This is a genomic window from Xanthobacter sediminis, assembly GCF_043195015.1.
Classification (GTDB): Bacteria; Pseudomonadota; Alphaproteobacteria; order Rhizobiales; family Xanthobacteraceae; genus Xanthobacter.
On the sequence record NZ_JBAFWH010000002.1, the window covers coordinates 166,561 to 191,406 of the forward strand.

At 68.0% G+C, this 24,846-nt stretch carries 22 protein-coding genes; 14 read left to right on the forward strand and 8 right to left on the reverse strand.

The window, feature by feature from the left end:
* Nucleotides 1-20 precede the first annotated feature (20 nt).
* Nucleotides 21-455, forward strand: a complete 435-nt coding sequence (locus tag V5F61_RS02750; RefSeq protein ID WP_393987231.1) for an EamA family transporter — start codon at nucleotides 21-23, stop codon at nucleotides 453-455.
* A gap of 47 nt (nucleotides 456-502) precedes the next feature.
* Here the strand turns inward: V5F61_RS02750 and thiL are convergent, their stop codons facing one another.
* The 7 genes from thiL to glyA all read right to left on the reverse strand — a co-directional run bounded on the left by thiL (nucleotide 503) and on the right by glyA (nucleotide 6,317).
* Complete coding sequence (gene thiL / locus V5F61_RS02755; protein ID WP_393987232.1) at nucleotides 503-1,510, reverse strand: thiamine-phosphate kinase; 1,008 nt, start codon at nucleotides 1,508-1,510, stop codon at nucleotides 503-505.
* 1 nt (nucleotide 1,511) lies between these two features.
* A complete protein-coding gene (gene nusB / locus V5F61_RS02760) occupies nucleotides 1,512-2,021 on the reverse strand; it encodes a transcription antitermination factor NusB (RefSeq protein WP_393987233.1) in 510 nt (169 codons plus the stop codon).
* The gene (gene ribH, locus V5F61_RS02765) at nucleotides 2,018-2,509 is read right to left on the reverse strand and encodes a 6,7-dimethyl-8-ribityllumazine synthase (protein WP_393987234.1); all 492 of its coding nucleotides are present in this window, start codon (nucleotides 2,507-2,509) and stop codon (nucleotides 2,018-2,020) included. Before ribH ends, nusB begins: the two co-directional genes overlap by 4 nt.
* A 133-nt stretch (nucleotides 2,510-2,642) precedes the next feature.
* Nucleotides 2,643-3,254: a riboflavin synthase gene (locus V5F61_RS02770; protein WP_393987235.1), complete on the reverse strand. Its 612-nt coding sequence runs from the start codon at nucleotides 3,252-3,254 to the stop codon at nucleotides 2,643-2,645.
* Complete coding sequence (gene ribD, locus V5F61_RS02775; protein WP_393987236.1) at nucleotides 3,255-4,406, reverse strand: bifunctional diaminohydroxyphosphoribosylaminopyrimidine deaminase/5-amino-6-(5-phosphoribosylamino)uracil reductase RibD; 1,152 nt, start codon at nucleotides 4,404-4,406, stop codon at nucleotides 3,255-3,257.
* A 9-nt stretch (nucleotides 4,407-4,415) separates the two neighbouring features.
* Complete coding sequence (gene nrdR / locus V5F61_RS02780) at nucleotides 4,416-4,976, reverse strand: transcriptional regulator NrdR (RefSeq protein WP_393987237.1); 561 nt, start codon at nucleotides 4,974-4,976, stop codon at nucleotides 4,416-4,418.
* A 27-nt stretch (nucleotides 4,977-5,003) separates the two neighbouring features.
* Complete coding sequence (gene glyA, locus V5F61_RS02785) at nucleotides 5,004-6,317, reverse strand: serine hydroxymethyltransferase (protein WP_393987238.1); 1,314 nt, start codon at nucleotides 6,315-6,317, stop codon at nucleotides 5,004-5,006.
* Nucleotides 6,318-6,667: 350 nt separating this feature from the next.
* On the opposite strand from glyA, the gene dnaE reads away from it, so the two are divergent.
* Nucleotides 6,668-10,129 carry a DNA polymerase III subunit alpha gene (dnaE, locus tag V5F61_RS02790; protein WP_393987239.1) on the forward strand — a complete coding sequence of 1,154 codons (3,462 nt, stop codon included), beginning with the start codon at nucleotides 6,668-6,670 and terminating at the stop codon, nucleotides 10,127-10,129.
* A 77-nt stretch (nucleotides 10,130-10,206) separates the two neighbouring features.
* Here the strand turns inward: dnaE and V5F61_RS02795 are convergent, their stop codons facing one another.
* Nucleotides 10,207-11,577, reverse strand: coding sequence for a dicarboxylate/amino acid:cation symporter (locus V5F61_RS02795; protein ID WP_393987240.1), 1,371 nt, complete (start codon nucleotides 11,575-11,577; stop codon nucleotides 10,207-10,209).
* A 305-nt stretch (nucleotides 11,578-11,882) separates the two neighbouring features.
* On the opposite strand from V5F61_RS02795, the gene V5F61_RS02800 reads away from it, so the two are divergent.
* The 12 genes from V5F61_RS02800 (at nucleotide 11,883) to lpxA (ending at nucleotide 24,843) form a co-directional block, all read left to right on the forward strand.
* Nucleotides 11,883-12,884 (forward strand): 30S ribosomal protein S2, encoded by a 1,002-nt coding sequence (locus V5F61_RS02800; RefSeq protein ID WP_393987241.1) that lies wholly within the window; start codon nucleotides 11,883-11,885, stop codon nucleotides 12,882-12,884.
* Between the two features lie 128 nt (nucleotides 12,885-13,012).
* Complete coding sequence (tsf, locus tag V5F61_RS02805; RefSeq protein WP_393987242.1) at nucleotides 13,013-13,936, forward strand: translation elongation factor Ts; 924 nt, start codon at nucleotides 13,013-13,015, stop codon at nucleotides 13,934-13,936.
* 23 nt (nucleotides 13,937-13,959) lie between these two features.
* Nucleotides 13,960-14,724: a UMP kinase gene (pyrH, locus tag V5F61_RS02810; RefSeq protein ID WP_393987243.1), complete on the forward strand. Its 765-nt coding sequence runs from the start codon at nucleotides 13,960-13,962 to the stop codon at nucleotides 14,722-14,724.
* Nucleotides 14,725-15,052: 328 nt separating this feature from the next.
* Nucleotides 15,053-15,616 (forward strand): ribosome recycling factor, encoded by a 564-nt coding sequence (frr, locus tag V5F61_RS02815; protein ID WP_393987244.1) that lies wholly within the window; start codon nucleotides 15,053-15,055, stop codon nucleotides 15,614-15,616.
* A 43-nt stretch (nucleotides 15,617-15,659) separates the two neighbouring features.
* Nucleotides 15,660-16,427: an isoprenyl transferase gene (locus tag V5F61_RS02820; RefSeq protein WP_393987452.1), complete on the forward strand. Its 768-nt coding sequence runs from the start codon at nucleotides 15,660-15,662 to the stop codon at nucleotides 16,425-16,427.
* Nucleotides 16,427-17,296: a phosphatidate cytidylyltransferase gene (locus V5F61_RS02825; RefSeq protein ID WP_393987245.1), complete on the forward strand. Its 870-nt coding sequence runs from the start codon at nucleotides 16,427-16,429 to the stop codon at nucleotides 17,294-17,296. Before V5F61_RS02820 ends, V5F61_RS02825 begins: the two co-directional genes overlap by 1 nt.
* A 10-nt stretch (nucleotides 17,297-17,306) precedes the next feature.
* The gene (gene dxr / locus V5F61_RS02830) at nucleotides 17,307-18,500 is read left to right on the forward strand and encodes a 1-deoxy-D-xylulose-5-phosphate reductoisomerase (protein ID WP_393987246.1); all 1,194 of its coding nucleotides are present in this window, start codon (nucleotides 17,307-17,309) and stop codon (nucleotides 18,498-18,500) included.
* Between the two features lie 56 nt (nucleotides 18,501-18,556).
* Entirely contained in the window at nucleotides 18,557-19,714 is a 1,158-nt protein-coding gene (gene rseP / locus V5F61_RS02835) for an RIP metalloprotease RseP (protein WP_393987247.1), read from the forward strand.
* A 184-nt stretch (nucleotides 19,715-19,898) separates the two neighbouring features.
* The gene (gene bamA / locus V5F61_RS02840; RefSeq protein ID WP_393987248.1) at nucleotides 19,899-22,406 is read left to right on the forward strand and encodes an outer membrane protein assembly factor BamA; all 2,508 of its coding nucleotides are present in this window, start codon (nucleotides 19,899-19,901) and stop codon (nucleotides 22,404-22,406) included.
* Nucleotides 22,407-22,469: 63 nt separating this feature from the next.
* A complete protein-coding gene (gene lpxD, locus V5F61_RS02845; protein WP_393987249.1) occupies nucleotides 22,470-23,546 on the forward strand; it encodes a UDP-3-O-(3-hydroxymyristoyl)glucosamine N-acyltransferase in 1,077 nt (358 codons plus the stop codon).
* A 5-nt stretch (nucleotides 23,547-23,551) separates the two neighbouring features.
* A complete protein-coding gene (fabZ, locus tag V5F61_RS02850; protein WP_393987250.1) occupies nucleotides 23,552-24,034 on the forward strand; it encodes a 3-hydroxyacyl-ACP dehydratase FabZ in 483 nt (160 codons plus the stop codon).
* A 2-nt stretch (nucleotides 24,035-24,036) separates the two neighbouring features.
* Nucleotides 24,037-24,843, forward strand: coding sequence for an acyl-ACP--UDP-N-acetylglucosamine O-acyltransferase (gene lpxA / locus V5F61_RS02855; RefSeq protein ID WP_393987251.1), 807 nt, complete (start codon nucleotides 24,037-24,039; stop codon nucleotides 24,841-24,843).
* The last annotated feature ends 3 nt before the right edge of the window (nucleotides 24,844-24,846 follow it).

The window sequence follows — 24,846 nt, forward strand, 5'->3', positions numbered from 1 at the left end:
TCGGACGCGAGGCGCGCCAGATGTCTTCCCTTCCCGCTTCCTGGCTTTTCTGGGCGCTGCTCTCGGCGGCGTTCGCGGCGCTCACGGCCATTTTCGGCAAGGTGGGGGTTTCGGGTGTCCATCCGGATCTCGCGACCCTGATCCGCACGGTGGTCATCCTGCTGTTGATCGCGGCCATGGTGACGGCCGGCGGCGCCTGGAGCCCGCCGTCCGAGATCGCGCCGCGCACGTGGCTGTTCCTGGTGCTCTCGGGCCTCGCGACCGGGGCCTCCTGGCTGTGCTACTTCCGCGCGCTGAAGCTGGGCGAGGCGGCGCGGGTGGCGCCGGTGGACAAGCTGAGCGTGGTGCTGGTGGCGGTGTTCGGCATCGTGTTCCTGGGCGAGCGCCTCAGTGCGCTGAGCTCTTTCGGAGTGCTGCTGATCGCCACCGGCTCGGTGCTTGTGGCGCTCGGCTGAGCGCCCTCGGCTCCTCTGGGCCCGGCTCGGCGCGGGGTACCGCGCCTTCAGAAGTGGCTGTAGCTGCCGGGGCCCAGGTCGAGCGGGTGGCCGCCGGCGTCCAGCACGTCGAGCCCCTCTTCCGCCCGTGTCTCACCGATCAGCGCCACCGGCACTCCGGCTTCCGCCGCTGCGTGCACGAAGGCGCGCACCTCTCCGTGAGGGACGAGGGCGAGAATCTCATAATCGTCGCCGCCGGTGAGGGCTGCCGCGCGCAGGGTCTTGTCATGGCCAACCGCAGCCGCGGCGGCGGCGGAGAGCGGCACACGATGCGCCTCGATGCGCCCGCCGCAGCCGGAGGCGGCCAGCATCTTGGCGAGGTCACCCACCAGCCCGTCGGAAACATCCATGGCCGCAGCCGCATGGCCGCGCAGGGCCGGTGCCAGCGCGAGGCGTGGTTGGGGAACGAGGTAGCGGTTCAGAAGATGGGCGCGCTGCTCGCCGGAAAGGCCTGCGAACGCCGTCTGCCCCGGCACCTGCCGTAGCCGCAGGCCGAGGGCGGCATCGCCGATGGTGCCTGAGACGAGAATGGCCTGCTCCGGCCGCCCGCCCGTGCGCGGCACGAAAGCACCCTTCGGTACCGTGCCGAGGGCGGTGAGGGTCAGAGTGACAGGGCCCGGCGTCACCACCGTGTCGCCGCCCAGCAGCGGGCAGCCGAAGGCGTCGGCGTCGACGCCGAGGGCGGCGGCGAATGCCTCCATCCAGGCGTCCGGAATGTCCTTCGGCACCGCCATGGCGAGGAGCGCGCCCAGGGGCGCGGCGCCCTTGGCGGCGAGGTCGGAGAGGTTCACGCGCAGCAGCTTGCGCGCGATGCTCGCGGGCGGATCGTCGGGAAAGAAATGCACGCCGGCGACGATGGCGTCCTTGGTGAGGACGAGGTCCGCGCCCGCGGGCGGGGAGAGGAGGGCGGCGTCGTCCCTGAGGCCGAGGGCCTCAGGCGCACGGGCCAGAGGTGCGAAGAAGCGCGCGATGAAGCGGTCCTCGCCCGAGCCTGGCTCGCGCGTGCCGCCGGTCATGTCAGGCGGCTCCCGGGCCCGCGAACTCGCGGGCACGCAGCTCGTGGGCGAGGGCATCGAGCACGGCGTTCACCATGCCCGTCTCATCGCGGTCGAGGAACGCGCCGGCCACGTTCACATATTCGGCGATGACCACGCGGGCCGGCACGTCCGGCCGCGACAGCAGCTCGAAGGCACCGGCGCGCAGCACGGCGCGCAGCACCGCTTCCACGCGGCGCAGCGGCCAGCCGTGCGCAAGAGCGTTGTCCACCAGCGGGTCGATGCGCCGCTGATCGGCCAGCACGCCCTCCACCACGATGCGGAACAGCTTGACGTCGGCCTCCGGAAACTGGGTGCCCTCCACCTCCTGCCCGAGCCAGTGGCTTTCGAACTGGGCGAGGATGTCGTGGATGGGGGTCTGCGCCAGGTCCATCTGGTAGAGCGCCTGCACGGCGCCGAGGCGGGCCGCGCTCTTCTTCATGGGCCAGGTGGTGGCGGGACCGGTCGCAGGACCGTTGGCGGCTTCGCTCATTGCTCCAGGCTCCTGCGCAGGCGCAGCAGCGAGAGCGCCGCCGCGGCGGCGCCGCCGCCCTTGTCGCCCTCGCTCACGCGGGCGCGCTCCCAGGCCTGGGCCTCGGTATCCACGGTGAGGATGCCGTTGCCCACCGGCAGGGCACGGCCGAGGCCGAGGTCCATGAGGCCACGCGACGATTCGCCGGCCACGATCTCGAAATGGTAGGTCTCGCCGCGGATCACGACGCCGAGCCCCACCACCGCATCGATGGCGTCGCCGGACATCTCCGCCGCGTCGAGGGCGATCTCGGCGGCGATCGGCACTTCCAGCGCGCCGGGCACCGTGATCACGCTCACCTCAACGCCCGCCGCCTCCAACACGGCGCGGGCGCCGGCGAGCAGCTCGTCGGCCAGGGCTTCGTAATAGCGCCCCTCGACGATGAGCACGCGGGCGCCTTCCAGCAGCTCGTCCTTGGCCTGGGAGCCTTCCCTGCGCGTCGTCACCATGGGCTTCGTCTCCGAACGTGAGGCCGCGAGGCGTACAAGAGCGCGCCCGCCTGCGCAAGCGTGGGGCCTGCGCCCCTGGCGCAGACCACACCCCAACTTCTTGAATATAGGCCGCTCGGCCCCCGGCGGGGACTCAGGCGCGGGGGAATTCCGCGAGCCGGGCGGCGTAACGCGCCATCACGTCCACCTCGAAGTTCACCGCCTCGCCGGGGCGCACGCCGCCCCAGGTGGTGACCGCCAGCGTGTGGGGAATGAGCAGGCAGGAGAAGGCCCGGCCCTCCACGGTGTTTACCGTGAGGGAGGTGCCGTCCAGTGCCACCGAGCCCTTCACCGCCACGAAGCGCGCGAGCGCCTCCGGCACCTCGAACTCAAACCGGGTGGTGGCGCCGAGATCCTCGCGCTTCAGCACCTTGGCGGTGGAATCCACATGGCCGGAGACCATGTGGCCGCCCAGCTCGTCGCCGAGCTTGAGTGAGCGCTCCAGGTTGATGCGGCGGCGCGGCTGCCATTCGGCGACCGTGGTGATGGCGAGCGTCTCCGGCCCGGCGTCCACGGTGAAGAGGGTCTTGCGCGGGCCACCGGCGGTGGCCGAGGTGACCGTCATGCACACGCCCGAGCAGGCGATGGAGGCGCCGAGGGCGATGGTGGCGGCGTCGAAATCGGTGGCGATGGTGAGGGTCTTGACCTCGCCGCGGGGCTCCGCCGCGACGATGTCGCCCACGTCGGTGATGATGCCGGTGAACATTCAGCGTCTCCACAAGCGCAAGAGATGATCCGCCCCGAGGTCCTCGTGCTCCACCTCGGCGAAGCCGACCGGCGCGAACAGGCGCTGGAGCGGACGGCCCGGCAGGGCGGGCACGGCGTCGGCGCCCAGCGCCACGGGGCTCGTGAACAGCGCCACCTCGTCCACCAGCCCGCTGTCGAGGAAAGCGGCGGCGGTGGCGGGGCCGCCCTCCACCATCAGGCGGGTGACGCCGAGCATGCCGAGCAGCTTCGCCACGGCGGGCAGGTAGAGCCGGTCCTCCGGGCCGCCGCGCGGCGCGCGCAGCACCTCCACGCCGCGCTCGGCGAGGGCGGCGGCGCGGTCGGCCGGGGCGTCCTCGGCGGTGACCACCCACAGCGGCACCTCGCAGGCGGTGCGAACCAGAGCGGAGTCGAGCGGCAAGGAGAGGGCGCTGTCGAGCACCACGCGCACCGGAGAGCGACCCTCGAAGCCTTCCAGGCGCGTGGTCAGCATGGGGTCGTCGGCGAGCACGGTGCCGATGCCCACGAGGATCGCGTCCGCATGGGCGCGCATGAGGTGCGCCCGCGCCCGTGCCTCCGGGCCGGTGATGACGGCCGGGCGCGGGCCGGGCAGGGCGGCCTTGCCATCGGCCGAGACAGCCATCTTGAGCAGGATGTGGGGCCGGCCCGCAGTGACACGGCGGATGTGGCCGGCGTGGTCGGCCAGCGCCTGTTCGGCGCCCACTCCGACCGTCACCCAGATGCCGGCCGCGCGCAGGCGCGCGACGCCGCGCCCCTTCACCCGGTGGTCGGGGTCTTCGATGGCCGCCACCACGCGCTTGACGCCGGCGGTGATGACCGCATCGGCGCAGGGCGGCGTGCGGCCGTGGTGGGAGCAGGGCTCCAGCGTGACATAAAGGGTGGAGCCGCGGGCCGCCTCGCCCGCCTGGGCCAGGGCCTGGGGCTCGGCATGGGGGCGACCGGCGGCGGCGGTCGCGGCGGCGCCCACCACGCGCGGGCCCGCCGGGCCATGCTGCACCACCACCGCGCCCACGGAAGGGTTGGGCCAGGTGCGGCCGAGCCCTGTCTGCCCCACGGCCAGCGCCTGGGCCATGAAGTGCTCGTCCTCCTCGGGGGAGGCGACATGAACGGGAACCGGGGACGCTGGCGCCATTTTATACGATCAATCCACGCTGCGCGGCGCACGGGCGCCCGCCTTGCCTTCCAGGCGCTCCGGCGTGTCGCGGCCGGCTGCCGCTTCCGCCACGTCCATGTCGAGGGAGGAAGGATCGCCGTCGCCGGAAAGCTCGGCCAGCGCCGATTCGAAATCCTTGGCCTCGCGGAAGTCGCGGTAGACCGAGGCGAAGCGCACATAGGCCACGTCGTCGATCTGCTTCAGGCCGGCCATCACCAGCTCGCCAATGGTGCCGGAGGGGATGTCGCCGTCGCCCATGCTTTCGAGCTGGCGCACCACGCCGGTGATCATGCGCTCCACCCGTTCGGCGTCCACCGGCCGCTTGCGCAGCGCGATCTGGACCGAGCGGGCGAGCTTGTCGCGGTCGAAGGGCACCCGGCGGCCGGAGCGCTTCACGATCATGAGCTCGCGCAGTTGCACGCGCTCGAAGGTGGTGAAGCGCCCGCCGCAATCAGGGCAGATGCGCCGGCGGCGGATGGCGGTGTTGTCCTCGGTGGGACGGGAGTCCTTCACCTGGGTGTCCAGGCTCCCGCAATAGGGGCACCGCATCTAAGATCCGCCTCCGGCGCTCAACGCTCAGGGATAGATGGGGAAGCGCTTCAGCAGGGTCGAGACCTTCTCGCGCACCGCCGCTTCCACCAGCGAGTCCTCGTCGGTCCCCTTCTGGGAGAGAACGCCCAGCACCTCGGCGATGAGGTCGCCGATCTGCTGGAACTCCGCCACGCCGAAGCCGCGGGTGGTGCCCGCCGGGGTGCCGAGGCGCACGCCGGAGGTCACGAACGGCTTCTCGGGGTCGAACGGGATGCCGTTCTTGTTGCAGGTGATGTGGGCGCGGCCCAGCGCAATCTCGGAGACCTTGCCGGTCAGCTTCTTCGGCCGCAGGTCCACCAGCATCAGGTGGGTGTCGGTGCCGCCGGAGACGATGGCGAAGCCGTGGCTCTTGAGGGTCTCGGCCAGCGCTTTCGCGTTCTCCACCACGTTCCTGGCGTAGAGCTTGAACTCGGGGCGCAGCGCCTCGCCGAAGGCCACGGCCTTGGCGGCGATGACGTGCATCAGCGGGCCGCCCTGGATGCCCGGGAAAATGGCCGAGTTGATCTTCTTGGCCAGATCCTCGTCATTGGTCAGGATCATGCCGCCGCGCGGGCCGCGCAGGGTCTTGTGGGTGGTGGTGGTCACCACATGGGCATGGGGGAACGGGCTCGGGTGCGCGCCGCCCGCCACCAGGCCCGCGAAATGGGCCATGTCCACCATCAGGAGCGCGCCGACGCTGTCGGCGATCTCGCGCATCTTCGGGAAGTCGATGACGCGCGGATAGGCCGAGCCGCCGGCCACGATGACCTTGGGCTTGTGCTGGTCGGCGAGGCGGGCGACTTCCTCGTAGTCGATATACTGGTCTTCCTGCCGCACAGTGTAGGGCACGGCCTTGAACCACTTGCCGGACATGTTGACCGGTGAGCCGTGGGTCAGGTGGCCACCCGCCGCCAGATTCAGGCCGAGGAATGTGTCGCCCGGCTGCATGGTGGCGAAGAACACGCCCTGGTTCGCCTGGCTGCCCGAGTTGGGCTGCACGTTGGCGAAGGCGCAGCCGAACAGCTTCTTGGCGCGCTCGATGGCGAGGTTCTCGGCTACATCCACGAACTGGCAGCCGCCATAGTAGCGCTTGCCGGGATAGCCTTCGGCATACTTGTTGGTGAGCACGGAGCCCTGGGCTTCCAGCACGGCGCGCGAAACGATGTTCTCGGACGCGATAAGCTCGATCTCATCGCGCTGGCGACCCAGCTCCGCGTCCACCGCGCCGGCGATCTCGGGATCGGTCTCGGCGAGAGAGGCGGTGAAGAAGCGGTTCTTTTCCTCCAGAATGGAGGCGGGGTTCGCGTCCTGCGAGGCCATGGCAGGTCTCCGGTGATGTCGGGGTACTGTGGACCAATCGGAGGGGAGGTGTCTGACGAGAAGAGCCCCATCCGGACGGGTCCCTGCGCTTATCACACGGTGCGCTTGCTGTCCAAAGACGATTGGGGGCGAGGGTTGGATGTCAGGCGGTATTAAGGTGAGTTGCCCCGGGTCGTCGGCACCGTGGGCGCGGGTGATGGCGAGTTTTCGCCACAGTTGATCAATTTTCCTTGCGAACGGCGCAGAGGCACGCCGCGGGCGGGCATCACGCCCCGGCGGGCGTTGACCATGCCCCGCCGGCGGGTGTCTTCTGGCACCCCAAAAGCCTCCCCCCGAGAGAATGCGTTTCCATGTCCGAGCTCGGCTTCGTCCACCTGCACGTCCATTCGGCCTATTCGCTGCTGGAGGGGGCGCTGACCATCGGCAAGCTGGCGGATTTCCTGAAGGGTGACGCGCAGCCCGCCGTGGCCCTGACGGATACCGGCAACCTCTTCGGTGCGCTGGAGTTTTCCGAGAAGATGGCGGGCGCGGGCATCCAGCCCATTCCCGGCGTCTCCCTGGCGCTGGAGGTGCCGGAGCCGCCGGGGCCGCGCGGCGTCATCCGCGCCCGCAAGCCGCGAATCGTGCTGCTGGCGCAGAAGGAAGAGGGCTGGCGCAACCTCATGCGCCTCGTCTCGCGCTCGTACCTGGAGACGCCGAGCGACGAGGAGCCGCGCATCCAGCTCGACTGGCTGGCCGAATCGTCGGGCGGGCTCATTGCCCTCACCGGCGGGCCCGCTGGTCCGCTGGACATGGCGCTCGCCTCCGGCCACGCGGATTTCGCCGCCGACCGGCTGGAGAAGCTGCTCGGCCTGTTCGGGGACCGGCTCTACATCGAGCTGCAGCGCCACGGTGCCGATGCCGAGCGCCTCGCCGAGCCGGCGCTCGTGGATTTCGCCTATGACCGGGGCATCCCGCTGGTGGCGGCCAACGAGCCCTTCTTCGCCGCCCAGTCGGACTACGAGGCCCACGACGCCCTCATCGCCATCGCCGAAAGCAAGATCGTCGCCGATGGCGACCGCCGCCGGCTGACGCCCGAGCACCGCTTCAAGACCCAGGCGGAAATGCTGGAGCTGTTCGCCGACCTGCCCGAGGCGACCGCCAACACCATCGAGATCGCCCGGCGCTGCGCCTACCGGGTGCGCACGGTGAAGCCCATCCTGCCCCGCTTCACCACCGCCGACGAGACAGAAGCGGGGATGGACGCCGAAGCCGCGGAGGCCGCCGAGCTGGAGCGGCAGGCCAGGGAGGGCCTCGCCCAGCGCCTTGCCAAGCACGGGCCGGCCGAGGGGCTGGATGTGCCCGCCTATGAGCAGCGGCTCGCCTACGAGCTCTCCATCATCAACCGCATGAAGTTCCCCGGCTACTTCCTCATCGTGTCGGACTTCATCAAGTGGGCCAAGGCCCACGGCATTCCGGTGGGGCCGGGGCGCGGCTCGGGCGCCGGCTCGCTGGTGGCCTATTCGCTGCAGATTACCGACCTGGACCCGCTGCGCTTCCACCTGCTGTTCGAACGCTTCCTGAATCCCGAACGCGTCTCCATGCCCGACTTCGACGTGGACTTCTGCCAGGAGCGCCGCGACGAGGTGATTCACTATGTGCAGGAGCGCTACGGCCGCGCCCAGGTGGCGCAAATCATCACCTTCGGCACCCTGCAGGCGCGCGGCGTGCTGCGCGACGTGGGGCGCGTGCTGGAGATGCCCTATGGGCAGGTGGACAAGCTCTGTAAGCTGGTGCCGCAGAACCCCGCCAATCCGGTCACGCTGAAGCAGGCCATCGAGGAGGAGCCGCGCCTGCAGGCCGCGCGCGACCAGGAAGAGGTGGTGAAGCGCGCCTTCGACATCGCCGTGAAGCTGGAGGGGCTGAACCGCCACGCCTCCACCCACGCGGCGGGCATCGTGATCGGGGATCGCAAGCTGCACGAGCTGGTGCCGCTCTACCGAGACCCGAAGTCCGACATGCCGGTCACCCAATACAACATGAAGTGGGTGGAGCAGGCGGGCCTCGTGAAGTTCGACTTCCTCGGCCTGAAGACGCTGACCACCATCGACAAGGCGGTGAAGCTCGTCCACCGGCGCGGCATCGACCTCGACATCTCCAAGATTCCGCTCGACGACCCGAAGACCTACGCCATGCTGGCCAAGGGCGAGACGGTGGGCGTGTTCCAGGTTGAAAGCGCGGGCATGCGCCGCGCCCTGGTGGACATGAAGGCCGACCGCATCGAGGATATCGTGGCGCTGGTGGCCCTCTACCGGCCGGGCCCCATGGCCAACATCCCCGTCTATTGCGACTGTAAGCACGGCCGCGCCCAGCCGGACTATATCCACCCCAAGCTGGAGCCCTACCTGAAGGAGACGTTCGGCGTCATCATCTACCAGGAACAGGTGATGCAGATCGCCCAGGCCCTCTCGGGCTATTCGCTGGGCGAAGCCGATCTTCTGCGCCGCGCCATGGGCAAGAAGATCCGCGCCGAGATGGACAAGCAGCGCGCCCGCTTCGTCGATGGCGCCATGGCCGGCGGCGTGGAAAAGGCGATGGCGGACCAGATCTTCGACGTTCTGGCCAAGTTCGCGGACTACGGATTCAACAAGTCCCACGCGGCGGCCTATGCGCTCGTCGCCTACCAGACGGCGTGGCTGAAGGCGAACTATCCCAACGAGTTCCTGGCCGCCTCCATGACCATGGACATGGGCAACACCGACAAGCTGGCCGAATTCCGCCAGGAGGCCCAGCGCCTGGGCATCAAGGTGGTGCCGCCCTCCGTCAACCGTTCGTTCCGCGAGTTCGCGGTGGAGAGTGGCGACATCATCTATGCCATGGCCGCCATCAAGGGGGTGGGCGGGGCGGCGGTGGACGCACTGGTCGATGCGCGCGGGAACAAGCCCTTCAAGAGCCTCGCCGATTTCGCCACTCGCCTGCCGGTGAAGATGGTGAACAAGCGCACGCTGGAAAGCCTGATGGCGGCCGGCTGCTTCGACGCGCTGGAACCCAACCGCGCCCGCGCCTTCGCGGCGCTCGAGGCCATCGTCGCCGAGGCGCAGCGGGTGGAGGCGGACGCCCAGTCCGGCCAGAACGACATGTTCGGCTCCGGCCCGGTGGCGGCCAAGCTCCCCATCCCGGAGGCCGCTCCCTGGCTGCCGGCGGAGCGGCTGCAGAAGGAATATGACGCGGTGGGCTTCTTCCTCACCGGCCACCCGCTCGACGACTATGCCGAGGCGCTGAAGAAGATGCGGGTGCAGACCTTCGCGGAGTTCTCGCGATCGGTGCGCGCCGGCGCGGCGGCGGGCCGGCTCGCCGCCACCGTAGTGTCAAAGCAGGAAAAGAAGACCAAGTCCGGCACCCGCATGGGGATCGTCGGGCTTTCGGACCCCTCCGGCACCTATGAGGCGGTCATGTTCTCGGAGGCGCTTGCCCACTATCGCGACCTGCTGGAGCCGGGCACGCCGGTCCTTATGATGGTGGCCGCCGAGTTGAATGGAGAGGATGTGCGCGTGCGCATCAATTCCTGCGAGCGGCTGGACGAGGTCGCCTCCCGCGCCCACAAAGCGCTGCGCATCTTCGTGCGCTCGCCCGATCCCCTCGACGGCATCGCCAAGCGCCTGGAGGCGGGCGTGGGGCAGGCCAAGCGCGACGGCGAGGTGAGCCTCGTGCTGCTGATGGAGGACGGGCGGGCCGAGGTGGAGGTGCGGCTCGACGGAAAATATGCCGTCTCGCCGCAGATCGCCGGCGCCATCAAGGCGATTCCCGGCGTGGTGGCGGTGGAGGCCGCCTGATGCCGCTCCTCTGATCGGTGGGATAGGCGGCGCGCGACGAGGGGCGGCACGGCCCCTTCCGGCCGCGCGCGCGTTGCTCATGCGGTGCCGGATACCCCCGCCGTGCCTTCCAGCCGCTCGATGCGCGCCTTGGAATTATAGGCGGCCTCGTCGAGGATGCCCTGGCGCTTGGCGACGATGGTGGGCACCAGCGCCTGCCCGGCCACGTTCACGGCGGTGCGGCCCATGTCCAGGATGGGGTCGATGGCCAGGAGCAGGCCTGCGCCCTGCAGCGGCAGGCCGAGGGTGGAAAGGGTGAGCGTCAGCATCACCACCGCGCCGGTCATGCCGGCGGTGGCCGCCGAGCCCAGCACCGACACCAGGACGATGAGCAGATAATCGCTGGTCTCGAGCGGCAGGTGATAAAACTCGGCCACGAAGATGGCGGAGATGGCCGGATAGATGGCGGCGCAGCCGTCCATCTTGGTGGTGGCGCCCAGCGGCACGGCGAAGGCGGCATAGGCTCTGGGCACGCCGAGCTCGTTCTCGGTCACCGCTTCGGTCACCGGCATGGTGCCCACCGAGGAGCGCGAGACGAAGGCGAGCTGAATGGCGGGCCATGCGCCGGCGAAGAAGCGCAGCGGGTTGAGCCCGTGGAGCGCGAGCAGCGCCGGATAGACCCCGAACAGCACCAGGGCGAGGCCGATGTAGACCGCGGCGGCGAACCAGCCCAGTTGCCCCAGGGCCTCCCAGCCATACTGGGCGACGGCGGTGCCGAACAGGCCCACCGTTCCGAGCGGCGTCAGCCGGATCACCCACCACAGCACGCGCCGCACCACCGCCAGGGCCGATTCGTTGAAGGCGAGGAAGGCAGCGCCCTTTTCGCCCACGCTGAGGGCGGCGGCGCCGACGACGATGGAGACGACCACGAGCTGCAGCACATTGAAATTGAGCGTCGTCGTGGCCTGGCCGCCGCTGATCCGGGTGGAGGCCTCCAGGGCGAACACGTTGGCGGGAACGAGGCCCCTGAGGAAGTCCAGCCATGCGCCGGAGCTGCGTGGTGCCGATTCGGCCGCCGCCGTGACCGCCGTATGCAGTCCAGGCTTGATGATGAGGCCGAGGGCGATGCCGATGACCACGGCGATCAGCGCCGTGATGGCGAACCACAGCAGCGTGTTCCACACCAGGGCGGCGGCATTCGACAGGCGCCGGAGGTTGGCGATGGAGGCGACGATGGCGGTGAACACCAGCGCGGGCACCAGAGCGCGCAGCAGCTGGACGAAGATGGAGCCGATGGTCTGGAGCGTGGTCGCCAGCCAGTTCAGCCCTTGTTCCGGGGTGCTGCCGATGGCCCGCGCGAGCAGTCCGAGCGCGAGGCCCAGCAGCAGCCCCAGGATGACCTGGACCCCGAAGGACGGCAGAAGACGGTTCCAGTGAAAGGACTTGGACGGTGATGCGACGGTGGTCATGAAGGCACCTCCACTTTGCGGCACGCCTCTTCCGCACATTGGCGGCGACCGCCTAAGGCACCATATTATAGTAAATAGATCGAATAAATTACTTTATATCGAGACTGGGTCGCGGCCGGTTTAGGGTCGGTCATGTGGCTTCGCCTTGTCCCCCGTCGTCGTGCATTGCGGGCCTTGCTTCCGGTGGGCCCTTCGCGTATATGGCCCGCCATCCCACACGCGGACAAAAGGCCTCTGGCCATCCGGTGCTCTCTTTCCCTGTCGGGTTCGAGGGTACGTCCGCGGAGGTTCAACCGGAGATAAAAATGGCTCTTCCCGATTACTCGATGCGTCAGCTGCTCGAGGCTGGTGTGCATTTCGGCCATCAGTCCCACCGCTGGAACCCCAAGATGGCTCCGTACATCTTCGGCGTTCGCAACAACATCCACATCGTAGACCTGTCGCAGACCGTGCCGGCGCTGCATCGCGCGCTGCAGGCTGTGTCCGACACCGTGGCCCAGGGCGGCCGCGTGCTGTTCGTCGGCACCAAGCGCCAGGCGGCCGACCAGGTGGCCGACGCCGCCCGCCGCTCGGCCCAGTATTACGTGAACCACCGCTGGCTCGGCGGCATGCTCACCAACTGGAAGACCATCTCCAACTCCATCGCCCGGCTGAAGAAGCTGGAGGAGACCCTCTCGGCCCCGGAGGCTTCCTCCGGCTACACCAAGAAGGAGCGTCTCACGCTGTCGCGCGAGAAGGACAAGCTGGAGAAGGCCCTGGGCGGCATCCGCGACATGGGTGGCCTGCCGGACCTGCTGTTCGTGATCGACACGAACAAGGAAGACATCGCGGTGAAGGAGGCCCAGCGCCTCGGCATCCCGGTGGCGGCTATCCTCGACACCAATTGCGATCCCGACGGCATCGCCTTCCCGGTGCCGGGCAATGACGACGCCGGCCGTGCCATCCAGCTCTATTGCGATCTCGTCGCCCGCGCCGCCATCGACGGCATCGGCCGCAGCCAGGGCGACCTGGGCATCGACATGGGTGCCGAGGAAGTTCCGCTGCCCGAGGATCTGCCCGCTGAAGGCGTGTGGATGACCTTCGAGCCCCTTTCCGGTCCGCGCGGCGTCGCCGACGACCTGAAGAAGCTCACGGGCATCTCGCCTGAGATCGAGCAGAAGCTGAACGAGCTGGGCGTGTTCCATTTCTCGCAGATCGCCGGCCTCGACCAGATCGACGCCGACCGCATCGGCGACGAGGTGGGCCTTCCGGGCCGCGTGGATGGCTGGATCGCCCAGGCCAAGGAACTTTCCGCCGAGGCCGAGTGATCTGCGCGAGAGCGTGATCTCGTCGCGAGGCTGAAAACGAATCAAGAGTAATCGGGGGCGCGGGGCGTCCCCGGCGGCCGGCTCGGGACAACCGTGGCCGGCCGTGGTGCGAGAAGAAGGGATTGAACATGGCTGCGATCACCGCCGGGCTCGTCAAGGAACTGCGCGAAAAGACCGGCGCAGGCATGATGGACTGCAAGTCCGCGCTCACCGAGACGAGCGGCGACGTCGAGGCCGCCGTGGACTGGCTCCGCAAGAAGGGTCTCGCCAAGGCCGCCAAGAAGGCCGGCCGCGTGGCCGCCGAGGGTCTCGTCGCCGTGGAATCCTCCGGCCGCTTCGCCGCCGCCGTCGAGGTCAACGCGGAGACCGACTTCGTCGCCCGCAACACCGACTTCCAGGCCTTCGTGCGTGAGACCGCCAAGGTCGCCCTCAACACCAACGGCACCCTTGATGCCGTGGCGAACGCCAAGTTCCCCGGCTCGGACGTGACGGTGGCCGACAAGCTCACCGCTCTCATCGCCACCATCGGCGAGAACATGACCCTGCGCCGCACCGCCAAGATCGAGGTCTCGGCCGGCGTGGTGGCGACCTATGTCCACGGTCAGGTGTCCGAGGGGCAGGGCCGCATCGGCGTGCTGGTGGCGCTGGAATCCGAAGGTGACGTGGAGAAGCTCACCACCCTCGGCCGCCAGATCGCCATGCACGTGGCGGCGCTGAACCCGCTGGCGCTCAACGCCTCCGGCATCCCGGAGGAGACCATCGCCCGCGAGAAGGCCATCCTGCTCGAGAAGCACCAGGGCAAGCCCGCCAACGTGCAGGACAAGATCGCCGAAAGCGGCATGAAGAGCTTCTTCAAGGAGAACACCCTCCTCGACCAGGCCTTCGTGCATGACGGCTCCAAGTCGGTGGCCCAGGTGCTGAAGGAGGCCGAGGGCCAGGTCGGCGCGCCGATCAATCTCATCGCCTTCGTGCGCTTCGCTCTCGGCGAGGGCATCGAGAAGGAAGAGACCGACTTCGCGGCCGAGGTGGCCGCCGCCGCCGGCCAGTCCTGAGCGAACGGGGAAGGGGCGTCCCCATGTCGTTCGACGATTCGGATGTTCCCGAGCCCCGGCGCCCGTTCGCGGCGCCGGGGCTTCCCTATCCCCGCATCCTGGTGAAGGTGTCGGGGGAGGCGCTGATGGGGTCGGAGCCGTTCGGCCTGCATCCGCCGACCGTCGCGGCCATCGCCCGCGATCTCGTGGCCGCGCGCGCGCTCGGCTGCGAGGTGGCGGTGGTGGTCGGGGGCGGCAATATCCTGCGCGGCGCACGGGTGGCCGGCGAGGATCTCGACCGCGCCACGGCCGACCACATGGGCATGCTGGCCACCGTCATGAACGGTCTCGCCCTGGAGCAGGCTATCGAGAAGGCGGGGGCGCCCGCCCGCACCCTCTCGGCGGTGCCCATGCCCACCGTGTGCGAGCCCTATGCCCGGCAGCCGGCCCTGCGGCACCTGCGGCGCGGCCGCATTGTGCTGCTCACCGGCGGGACCGGAAATCCTTATTTCACCACAGACACGGGCGCGGTGCTGCGTGCCGCCGAGCTCGACTGCGACGCGGTGCTGAAGGCCACCAACGTGGACGGCGTCTACACCGCCGACCCCAAGAAGGATCCTTCGGCCACCCGCTACGAGCGGCTCACCCACGATCAGGCGCTCGCCTACGACCTGAAGGTGATGGATGCCGCGGCGTTCGCTCTCGCCCGCGAGGCGGCGTTGCCCATCATCGTCTTCTCCATCCGTGAGCCGGGGGCCATCGCCCAGGCGGCGACGGGCTCCGGCCGGGTCACCGTGGTGGCGCCCTGAGGCCGAAGACGCGGCATTTTGGCGTCTTCGGCTACGGAACGCGTTCGTTCACTAATCTAGCGCACGCCGCACCGGGCTTCAGTCCGGTGCGGCGTCGTGCTTGGTCCGGGTCGCGGAATTCGGGAGGGGGGCGCTGCTGCCCTGTCGGAAGATGGCGGGTTGGGTTTTCGGTGGTTTCATCGTCCGGCGCTCCGGTCGCCGAAGCCACGCGGCGGGCAGGCACTGACGCTGGCACACAGATTTGTTCATTTCGCCGTCGCCCTCGGCGGGGCGACAGGCTAAAAGGTTCGGCCGCAAGAGCCGAGACGCGACAGCACAGAGGATTGCCATGACCACCGCTTCCTTCGATCTGGCCGACATCAAGCGCCGCATGCAGGGCGCCATCGGCGTGCTCAAGGACGAGCTCGGGGGCCTGCGCACCGGTCGCGCGTCCGCCAGCCTCGTGGAGCCGATCATGGTGGAGGCCTACGGCGCGCGCATGCCACTGAACCAGGTGGCCACCGTCTCCGTGCCCGAGGCGCGCCTGCTCCAGGTGCAGGTGTGGGACCGCGGGATGGTGAGCGCGGTCGAAAAAGCCATCCAGAACAGCAACCTCGGCCTGAACCCGAACACCGAGGGCCAGGTGCTGCGGCTGCGCATTCCGGAGCTGAACCAGGAGCGCCGCCAGGAGCTGGTGAAGGTCGCCCACAAATATGCCGAGGCTGCCCGCGTCTCCGTGCGTCATGTGCGGCGCGACGGCATGGACCAGCTCAAGAAGCTGGAAAAGGACGCCGAGATGAGCTCCGATGACCTGGAGCGGCTCTCCAAGGACGTCCAGAAGGCCACCGATGAGGCCATCGTCGAGGTGGATCAGGTGGTGGCCCACAAGGAAAAGGAAATCCTTTCGGTCTGAGCCGCGCGGGAAGGAGCCCACGCCCTTGAGCCCTGAGCAAGCCATGTCCATGCGCGCCGCCGCGCGCGATGCCACCGGTGCCGAAGAGGTGCCGGCGGTGGTGCCCGTGCACGTGGGCATCATCATGGACGGCAACGGGCGCTGGGCCACCTCGCGCAAGCTGCCGCGCATCGAGGGGCATCGACGGGGCGTGGAAGCCCTGCGGCGGTGCGTGCGTGCGGCGCAGGACATCGGCATCCGCTACCTCACCATCTACAGCTTCTCCCACGAGAACTGGTCGCGGCCGGTGTCCGAGGTGTCGGAGCTGATGCGGCTCCTGAAGTTCTTCATCCGCCACGACCTCGCCGATCTGCACGCCCAGAACGTGCGGGTGCGGGTGATCGGCGAGCGGACAGGCCTCTCCAAGGATATCCGCGCCCTGCTCGACGACGCGGAGGCGCTGACCCGCGCCAACGGGGGGCTCACGCTGGTGGTGGCCTTCAACTATGGCGCGCGGCAGGAGATTGCCGCTGCCGCTGCCTCTATTGCCGCCGATGCCGCCGCAGGGCGCATCAGGCCCGAGGACGTGAGCGTCGAGATGATCTCCGAACGGCTGGAGACCGTGGGCATTCCCGATCCCGACCTCATCGTGCGCACCTCCGGGGAGCAGCGGCTTTCGAATTTCCTGCTGTGGCAGGCGGCTTATGCGGAATTCGTGTTCCTGCCCATCTACTGGCCCGATTTCGACAAGGCCGCGCTTCTGTCCGCCGTCAACGAATATGCGCGGCGCGAGCGCCGCTTCGGCGGTGTGGCGCCCGCTCCGGCGCGCTGATGCCAGTGTCTGAACCGGCCCCGCCGGCTGAAAATCCGGCGCAAAAGGCGGCCGGAACGTCCCGCGCGAGCGATCTGAAGCTGCGCTCGGTCTCCGCGCTGGTGCTGGTGCCGGTGGTCCTGGGGGTCACGGTCCTGGGTGGCTGGCTTTTCGCCGCCATGTGGGTGCTGGCCGGGCTCGCCATCCTCCACGAGTGGTCCGCCATGGCGCGGCTTTCCCATCGCACCCCCTGGCTCGCGATCGGCGCGCTGGTGCTGGCGGGTGCGGGCGCCCTGGTGCTGCTCGGCCACGGTTCCTATGCCTTCAGCCTCGTTCTTGGGGGAGCGGCAGTGGCGGCGCTGGCGGTGCCGCGCCAGAGCGCGTGGAGCCTCTCGGGGGTGCTGGTGGCGGGCGCTGCGGCGCTGCCCATCGTGGCGCTGCGGGGGGACGGGGCGCTGGGCCTGCTGGCGGTGCTCTATATCTATGCGGTGGTGTGGGCCACGGACATTTTCGCCTATTTCGTCGGCCGTGCCCTGGGGGGGGCGAAGCTGTGGCCGCGCGTGTCGCCCAACAAGACATGGTCGGGCGCCCTCGGCGGCGCGGGCGCGGGCATCCTCGCGGGCGTGGCGGTGGCGGCCGTCGGTGGAATCGGAAACCTCTGGCCGGTGGGCCTCATCGCGCTGGCGCTCAGCATCCTGAGCCAGGGCGGTGATCTCGCTGAATCGGCGGTGAAGCGGCGCTGCGGCGTGAAGGATGCGAGCCGCCTCATTCCCGGCCACGGCGGCATCCTTGACCGGCTTGACGGGTTCGCGGCGGCTTCTCTTGCGGCTCTGCTGCTGGCCGCGCTGCACGGTGGTGTAAGCCCCGCCGCGGCCCTCCTGATGTGGTAGGAAGGGACCCATGGAACACCGATCGGACCTCTCCTGCCAACGCCTGACGCTTCTGGGCGCCACCGGCTCCATCGGCCGCAGCGTGGCCAAGGTTCTCGCCGACACGCCCGGTCGTTTCCAGGTGGAGGCCGTGGCTGGAGGGCGCGATGCCAGGGCGCTGGCGGAGGTGGCGCGCGCGCTGGGCGCCCGCTTCGCGGCCATCGCGGACCCTTCCGCCGGGCGGGCGCTGGCCGAGGCGCTCTCCGGCAGCGGTATCGCTAACGGCGCCGGTCCTTCGGCAGTGCTGGAGGCTGCCGAGCGCGAGAGCGACCTCGTGGTGAGCGCCATCGTCGGCGTGGCCGGGCTCGCGCCATCGGTGGCCGCGCTGGGCGCCGGGCGGCGGATGGCCCTCGCCAACAAGGAATGCCTGGTGGCGGCCGGCGCCTTCTTTATGGCGGAGGCGGCGCGACAGGGCACCGAGCTGCTGCCCATGGACAGCGAGCACAACGCCATTTTCCAGGCCCTTTCCGCCGCGCCCGCGAAGGCGGTGGAGAAGGTGACCATTACCGCTTCGGGCGGCCCTTTCCGCCTACGCAGCCGCGAGGAGATCGCCCGCGCGGCCCCCGCCGATGCGCTGAAGCACCCCAATTGGTCCATGGGCGCCAAGATCACCATCGATTCGGCGACCCTGATGAACAAGGGCCTGGAGCTGATCGAGGCGCACCACCTGTTCGCCTTGCCGCCCGAGCGGCTCGACGCGGTGGTGCATCCCGAATCGGTGGTGCACGGGCTCGTGTCGTTCGTGGACGGCTCGGTGGTGGCGGGGCTCGCGGTGCCGGACATGTGCGTGCCCATCGCCCATTGCCTCAGCTATCCCGAGCGGTTCGTGACCACCAGCCGGCGGCTCGATCTGGTCAAGGCCGGGCGCCTTACCTTCGAGGCGCCGGACGAGGGGCGCTTTCCGGCGCTGCGCCTCGCGCGCGAGGCCATGGCGGCGGGCGGGGCGGCGCCCACCCGCCTCAATGCCGCCAACGAGGTGGCGGTCGCCGCCTTCCTTGAGGGGCGCATTTCCTTCTACGGCCTGACCGATCTCGTGGCGGAGACGCTGGAGCGGCTGGGCGGGGCCGGGGCTCCAGCTTCCGCGGAGGAGGCTCTGGCGCTCGATGCCGAGGCGCGACGCCTCAGCGCGGGACTCTTGCCTAAGTTCGCCGCAAAGGCATCCTAAGAGCATGAAGCGCGCAGTGCGGCTGCGCCTTCCGCAGCGTGCGAGGACAATGGACGATGGACGCGGTTTCGGCTTTGGGGACGACACTCACCGGTTTCGGCTCATCCCTGCTGGGCTACGTCATACCATTCCTGTTCGTGCTGACGCTGGTGGTGTTCTTCCACGAGCTCGGTCACTTCTGGGTGGCGCGGCGGGCGGGTGTGCGCATTCTCACCTTCTCGCTGGGCTTCGGTCCCGAAATCGCCGGCTTCAATGACCGGCACGGCACGCGCTGGCGCCTGTCCGCCATCCCGCTGGGCGGCTACGTGAAATTCTATGGCGACGAGGACGCGGCGTCCGTGCCGGACCAGCAGGCGCTCGCGCGCATGACGCCGGCCGAGCGCAAGGAGAGCTTCTTCTTCCAGCCGGTACGCTGGCGCGCGGCCATCGTGGCCGCCGGCCCGGTCGCCAATTTCATCCTGGCAATCGTCATCTTTTCCTTCGTCTTCATGGCGTTCGGCCGTCCGGTCTCGGCGCCGCGCGTGGACCAGGTGAGCCCCGGCAGCGCCGCCGAGGCGGCCGGCTTCAAGCCTGGCGACCTCGTGCTGGAGATCGACGGCGACAAGGTGGAGAGCTTCGCCGACATGCAGCGCATCGTCGGTATCCACGCCGGGCAGGCCCTCACCTTCCGGGTGGAGCGCGGCGGCGCCGAGGTGAGCCTGAAGGCCACGCCCGAGCTGAAGGAAGTGAAGGACGGATTCGGCAACGTCCACCGCACCGGCCTGCTGGGCATCTCGCGCTCCCTTGCGGAAGGCGACGTGACCATCCATCGCTACGGCCCGCTGGAGGCGGTGGGCATGGGCGTTCAGGAGACCTGGTTCGTGGTGGCCCGCACCTTCGATTACCTCGGCGGGCTCATCGCCGGGCGGGAATCGGCGGACCAGCTTGGCGGGCCGATCCGTATCGCCCAGGTCTCGGGCCAGGTGGCGACCTTCGGAATCGGCGCGCTGCTCTCGCTGGCGGCGGTGCTGTCGGTGTCGATCGGGCTTCTTAACCTCTTTCCCATTCCGATGTTGGATGGGGGCCACCTTCTGTTCTACGCTTTTGAGGCGATGCGTGGTCGGCCTTTGAGCGCGCGCACGCAGGACATCGGGTTTCGGATCGGGCTTGCGCTGGTGCTCATGCTGATGATCTTCGCGACCTGGAACGATGTTCTGCATATCGCTGCAATGTAAGGGGTTTGTGGGGGCGCCGGGAGTCGTGGCGGGAACGCAACGGTACCGGCAAAAAGGACGGGCGGAACGCTGGGCTCGGTTTGCAGCGCAGTGAAAAGCTTGTACAAGCGCCCCACAGGGTGAGAATCCGCTGCGGCCTCGTCGCGGGTTTGCGTTCGTCAAATTTTTCAGGGTTGCGCGCCACATGACTGCTCCGCTCCGAGTGTTGAGAAAGCTGGCTGCCGCAGTGGGAATCGCCGCCTGCGTGGCGGTTTCCGCGGGTGCCGGTTCCCTCGTGGTGGCAGGGCCGGCCGCGGCCCAGTCGAGCTCCATCGTGGTGGAGGGGAACCGTCGGGTGGATGCGGATACGATCCGCTCCTACTTCGGCTCCGGTCCTTACACCGCCGCAAAGATCGACGAGGCCTGGAAGGCGCTTTACGGCACCGGCCTCTTCTCCGACGTGCAGGTGACGCAGTCCGGCGGACGCATCATCGTTCGCGTGTCCGAGAACGAGGTGATCAACAAGGTCGCCTTTGAGGGCAACAAGAAGATCAAGGACGAGGTTCTGGCCGGCGAGGTGCAGTCCAAGCCTCGCGCGCCCCTCTCCAAGTCGACTGTCCAGGCCGACACGCAGCGCATCATCGATGTCTATCATCGCTCTGGCCGCATGAATGTGCGTGTTAATCCGGTCACCATCGATCGCGGCAACGGCCGTGTGGATCTGGTGTTCGAGATCAATGAAGGCGACAAGCTCGGCGTCGCGGATATCAAGTTCGTCGGCAACAAGGCCTTCTCGGACTGGAAGCTGAAGGACGTGATCTCCACGACCACGACCAACTGGCTTTCCTTCCTGAAGTCCACCGATGTCTACGATCCGGATCGGGTGAATTCCGACCAGGAGCTTCTGCGCCGCTTCTACCTGAAGAACGGCTATGCGGACTTCCGCATCCTTTCCGCGACGGCGCAGCTCGATCCTGCGGGCAAGGGCTACATCATCACCTTCACGCTGGACGAGGGCGAGCCCTACAAGTTCGGCAAGGTGGATGTCGTCTCCAACATCCATGACATCTCCGGCGACTCTCTGCGTGGTGTGGTGCGTGCCCAGGAGGGGCAGGTCTACAACGCCGAGCTCGTCGAGAAGACTGTGGAGAACCTCACCATTGAGGTCTCCAAGAAGGGCTATGCCTTCGCCCAGGTGCGGCCGCGCGGTGATCGTGATTTCGAGACGAAGAAGATCAATGTTCTCTTCGTTGTGGAAGAGGGGCCTCGCGTCTACATCGAGCGCATCGACATTCGCGGTAACACCCGCACGCGTGACTGGGTGATCCGTCGCGAGTTCGATCTCGGCGAGGGAGATGCCTACAATCGCGTCCTCGTGGATCGCGCCGAGCGTCGCCTGCGCAATCTCGGCTACTTCAAGAATGTGAAGATCACCAACGAGCCCGGTTCGGCCCCTGATCGCATCATCCTCGTGGTGGATGTGGAAGATCAGCCCACGGGTGAGTTCGCGGTGTCCGGCGGCTATTCCACCTCGGACGGCCTGATCGGCGAAGTCTCGCTGGGCGAGAAGAACTTCCTCGGCCGCGGCCAGTATGTGAAGGTGTCTGGTTCCTGGGGTCAGAACGCTCAGGGTGCTGAGTTCTCCTTCACTGAGCCCTACTTCCTTGGCTACCGCCTCGCCGCTGGCTTCGACCTTTATTGGAAGGAGACGCAGCCGACCAGCTACACCACCTATTCCACGAACATGGTGGGTGGTGGTCTGCGCTTCGGTCTGCCCATTACGGACGAGGTGACGCTGGCTCTGCGCTACAATCTCTATCAGCGTGAGCTCTCCGTCTGCGATACCTCGACGTATTACACCCTGGCGCTGCAGGAGTACTGCCTGACCACCACCTCGTGGGCGGTGCGCGAGGCGGTGGCGCAGGGGTCGACCATCACTTCGGTGGCGGGCTACACCCTGTCGTTCAACGGTCTGGATAATAACCAGAACCCGACGCAGGGCCTCTACGCCGAACTGAAGCAGGATGTCGCGGGCCTTGGTGGCGACGTGAACTTCTTCCGCACCACTACCGACATCCGTCACTACACGCCTCTCGCTTACGGCGATGCGGTGCTCATCCTGCGCGGTCAGGCTGGTTATGTGGACTCCTGGGGTAACCAGGACCTGAACATGACCGACAACTTCTTCATGGGCCCGAATCTGGTCCGCGGCTTCGCTCCCTCCGGTATCGGTCCTCGTGACGTCGCGCCCTGCGCCGCTTCGAATGCCGGTACGCCGTCCTACGTGAACTGCCTGCAGAACAACACGACGGCGCTGGGTGGCACGGTCTACTGGGGTGTGTCTGCCGAGGTGCAGTTCCCGTTGGCCTTCCTGCCGAAGGACATCGGGGTGAAGATGGCGGTGTTCGCGGATGCTGGCTCGGTCTACGACTACAACGGTCCGACCTCCTTCCCGGATGTCTACAACTGGAACGGTACGAACTTCTATGGCAACCCGAACCTCGTGAATTGCGCGAGCACGGGCTACACGACGAAGAACGCCATCGGCAACGTCTGTGTGGCCGACGATAATGCGATCCGCTCCTCGATCGGCGCGTCGCTGATCTGGCAGTCGCCCTTTGGTCCCCTGCGCTTCGATTATGCCTGGGCGATGTCGAAGGCCGACTACGACCAGATCCAGCAGTTCCGCTTCTCCGGCGGCACCCGCTTCTGATCCCTTTCCTCAAGGCAGGCGCCGGAGAGCTGCGGCTTTCCGGCGCCTGAGTGTGTTTTGGCCATGACGCAGACCACCTTCTTCCCGCTTCCGGAGCCGTTGACTCTGGAGGCCGTCGCGGAGCTGAGCGGCGCCCGTCTGGTCAATCCGTCCAGCGCGGGGGATGCGCAGCGCTCAGAGCAGCGGATCCGTGGTGTCGCGACGCTTGAGACCGCCGGTCCCGAGGATCTCGTGTTCTGCGACACAGTGCAGTTTGCAGAGAAGATGGGCACGACCCGCGCCGGCGCGTGCATCACTGCTGAGCGGTTCGCCTCCTCGGCGGCATCTGGTCTGCCCTTGCTCTTGGCGGCGCGGCCGGCGGCGGCTTTCCTTATGGTGACGCGCGCCCTGTTTCCCTCAGCGCTGCGGCCTCTGCCCATTTTTGGCCAAGAGGGGATTGCGCCGGGGGCGCTGGTGCATCCGTCAGCGCGGCTGGAGGCGGGGGTAACTGTGGATCCGGGTGCCGTGGTGGGGCCGGAGGTCGAGATCGGCTCTGGCACGGTCATTTGTGCGGGGGCGGTGATCGGGCCGAAGGTTCGCATCGGTCGCAACAGTGCGGTGGGACCGGCGGCGAGCGTCATTCATGCGCTTGTTGGTAACAACGTGATCATCCATGGCGGCGCGCGTATCGGGACCGACGGCTTCGGTTATCAGCCGAGCCCTCGCGGGCACCAGAAGGTGCCCCAGCTGGGGCGGGTGGTGATTCAGGACGATGTGGAGATCGGCGCCAACACGACCATCGATCGCGGCGCGCTTTCCGATACGGTGATCGGCGAAGGCAGCAAGATCGATAACCTCGTGCAGATCGCCCACAATGTAGTCATCGGCCGGCACTGCATCGTGGTTTCTCAGACCGGCATCTCCGGTTCCACGCGGCTCGGCGATTTCGTGATGCTTGGTGGCCAGGTCGGCGTGGTCGGGCATATCACCATTGGCGACGGAGCGCAGATCGCCGCATCCAGCAACGTGAAGGGCGACGTGCCGCCAGGCGTGCGCTGGGGGGGGTCGCCTGCGAAGCCGGTGCGTGAGTGGTTTCGCGAGGTGACGACGCTGAAAAAGCTGGCCGCGCGCCGCGCCACTGACGACGATGGGGAAGGATGAGACGCATGAGCGAGACGCAGCCGCAGGAAGCCGCGCCGGAGGAGAAGGTTCTGCAGAGCGCTGACATCCAGCGCGTGCTGTCATGCCTGCCGCATCGGTACCCGTTCCTGCTCGTGGACCGCGTCGAGCAGATCGATGGCGACCGCTCATGCGTAGGCATCAAGAATGTCAGCGCCAACGAACCCCATTTCCAAGGGCACTTCCCCGGCAACCCGGTGATGCCGGGTGTCCTCATCATCGAGGGCATGGCGCAGACGGCGGGTGTGGTTTGCGTGATGGGAAAAGATAGAGCGAAGCCAGCGCTGGTCTATTTCATGACCATCGACGAGGCGAAGTTTCGGCGTCCGGTGGTGCCTGGCGACGTGCTTGAATACCACATGACGCGCATCACCCGGCGGCGGAATATGTGGTGGTATCGTGGTGAGGCGAAGGTGCGGGGCGAGTTGGTGGCGGAGGCCAAGGTCGGCGCCATGATCGTGGAGAATTGAGCGTGCCCAGGATCGACCCCACCGCGCGTGTGGAGAACACGGCGGGTCTCGCCGACGATGTGGTGATCGGCCCCTATTGTGTCGTCGGGCCTCATGTCGTGCTCGCAGAGGGGGTTCGCCTCCACGCTCACGTCAGCATCCAGGGCGACACCACCATCGGCGCGCGCACGGAGATCTACCCCTTCGCGTCCTTTGGTACGCCGCCGCAGTCGGTTCACTACAAGGGCGAGCGCACGCGGCTTGAGGTCGGAGCGGACTGCCTGCTCCGGGAACACACCACCGCCAACATCGGCACGGCGGGAGGAACCGGCGTCACCCGCATTGGTGATCGCGTCATGATGATGACCGGCTCCCACGTGGGCCATGATTGCACTGTGGGCGACAACGTCATTTTCGCGAACAATGCCGTGCTCGGCGGTCATGTGAGCGTCGGCGAGTTCACCTTCCTTGGCGGCCAGTGCGCGGTGCATCAGTTCACGCGCATCGGCGCGCAGTGCATGATCTCCGGCCTCACGGGCGTGCGGGAGGATGTCATCCCCTTTGCCAACGTGCTTGGGCAGGCGGGCAAGCTGGTGGGGCTCAACGTCATCGGGATGAAGCGGCGCGGCTTCACCAAGTCGCAGCTCCATGAGGCGCGGGCGGTCTATCGGGAGCTCTTCTTCGGGGAAGGGACCTTTGACGCCCGGCTGGACCGTTTACGGGAAAAGGTGGAAACCTCAGAGTTTGCAGCTCACGTGGTGGCCTTCATTGATGCCGATCGCAAGCGCCCCATCTGCCATCCCTCCCGGGGCGTGAGCGGGGAGGCTTGAGCC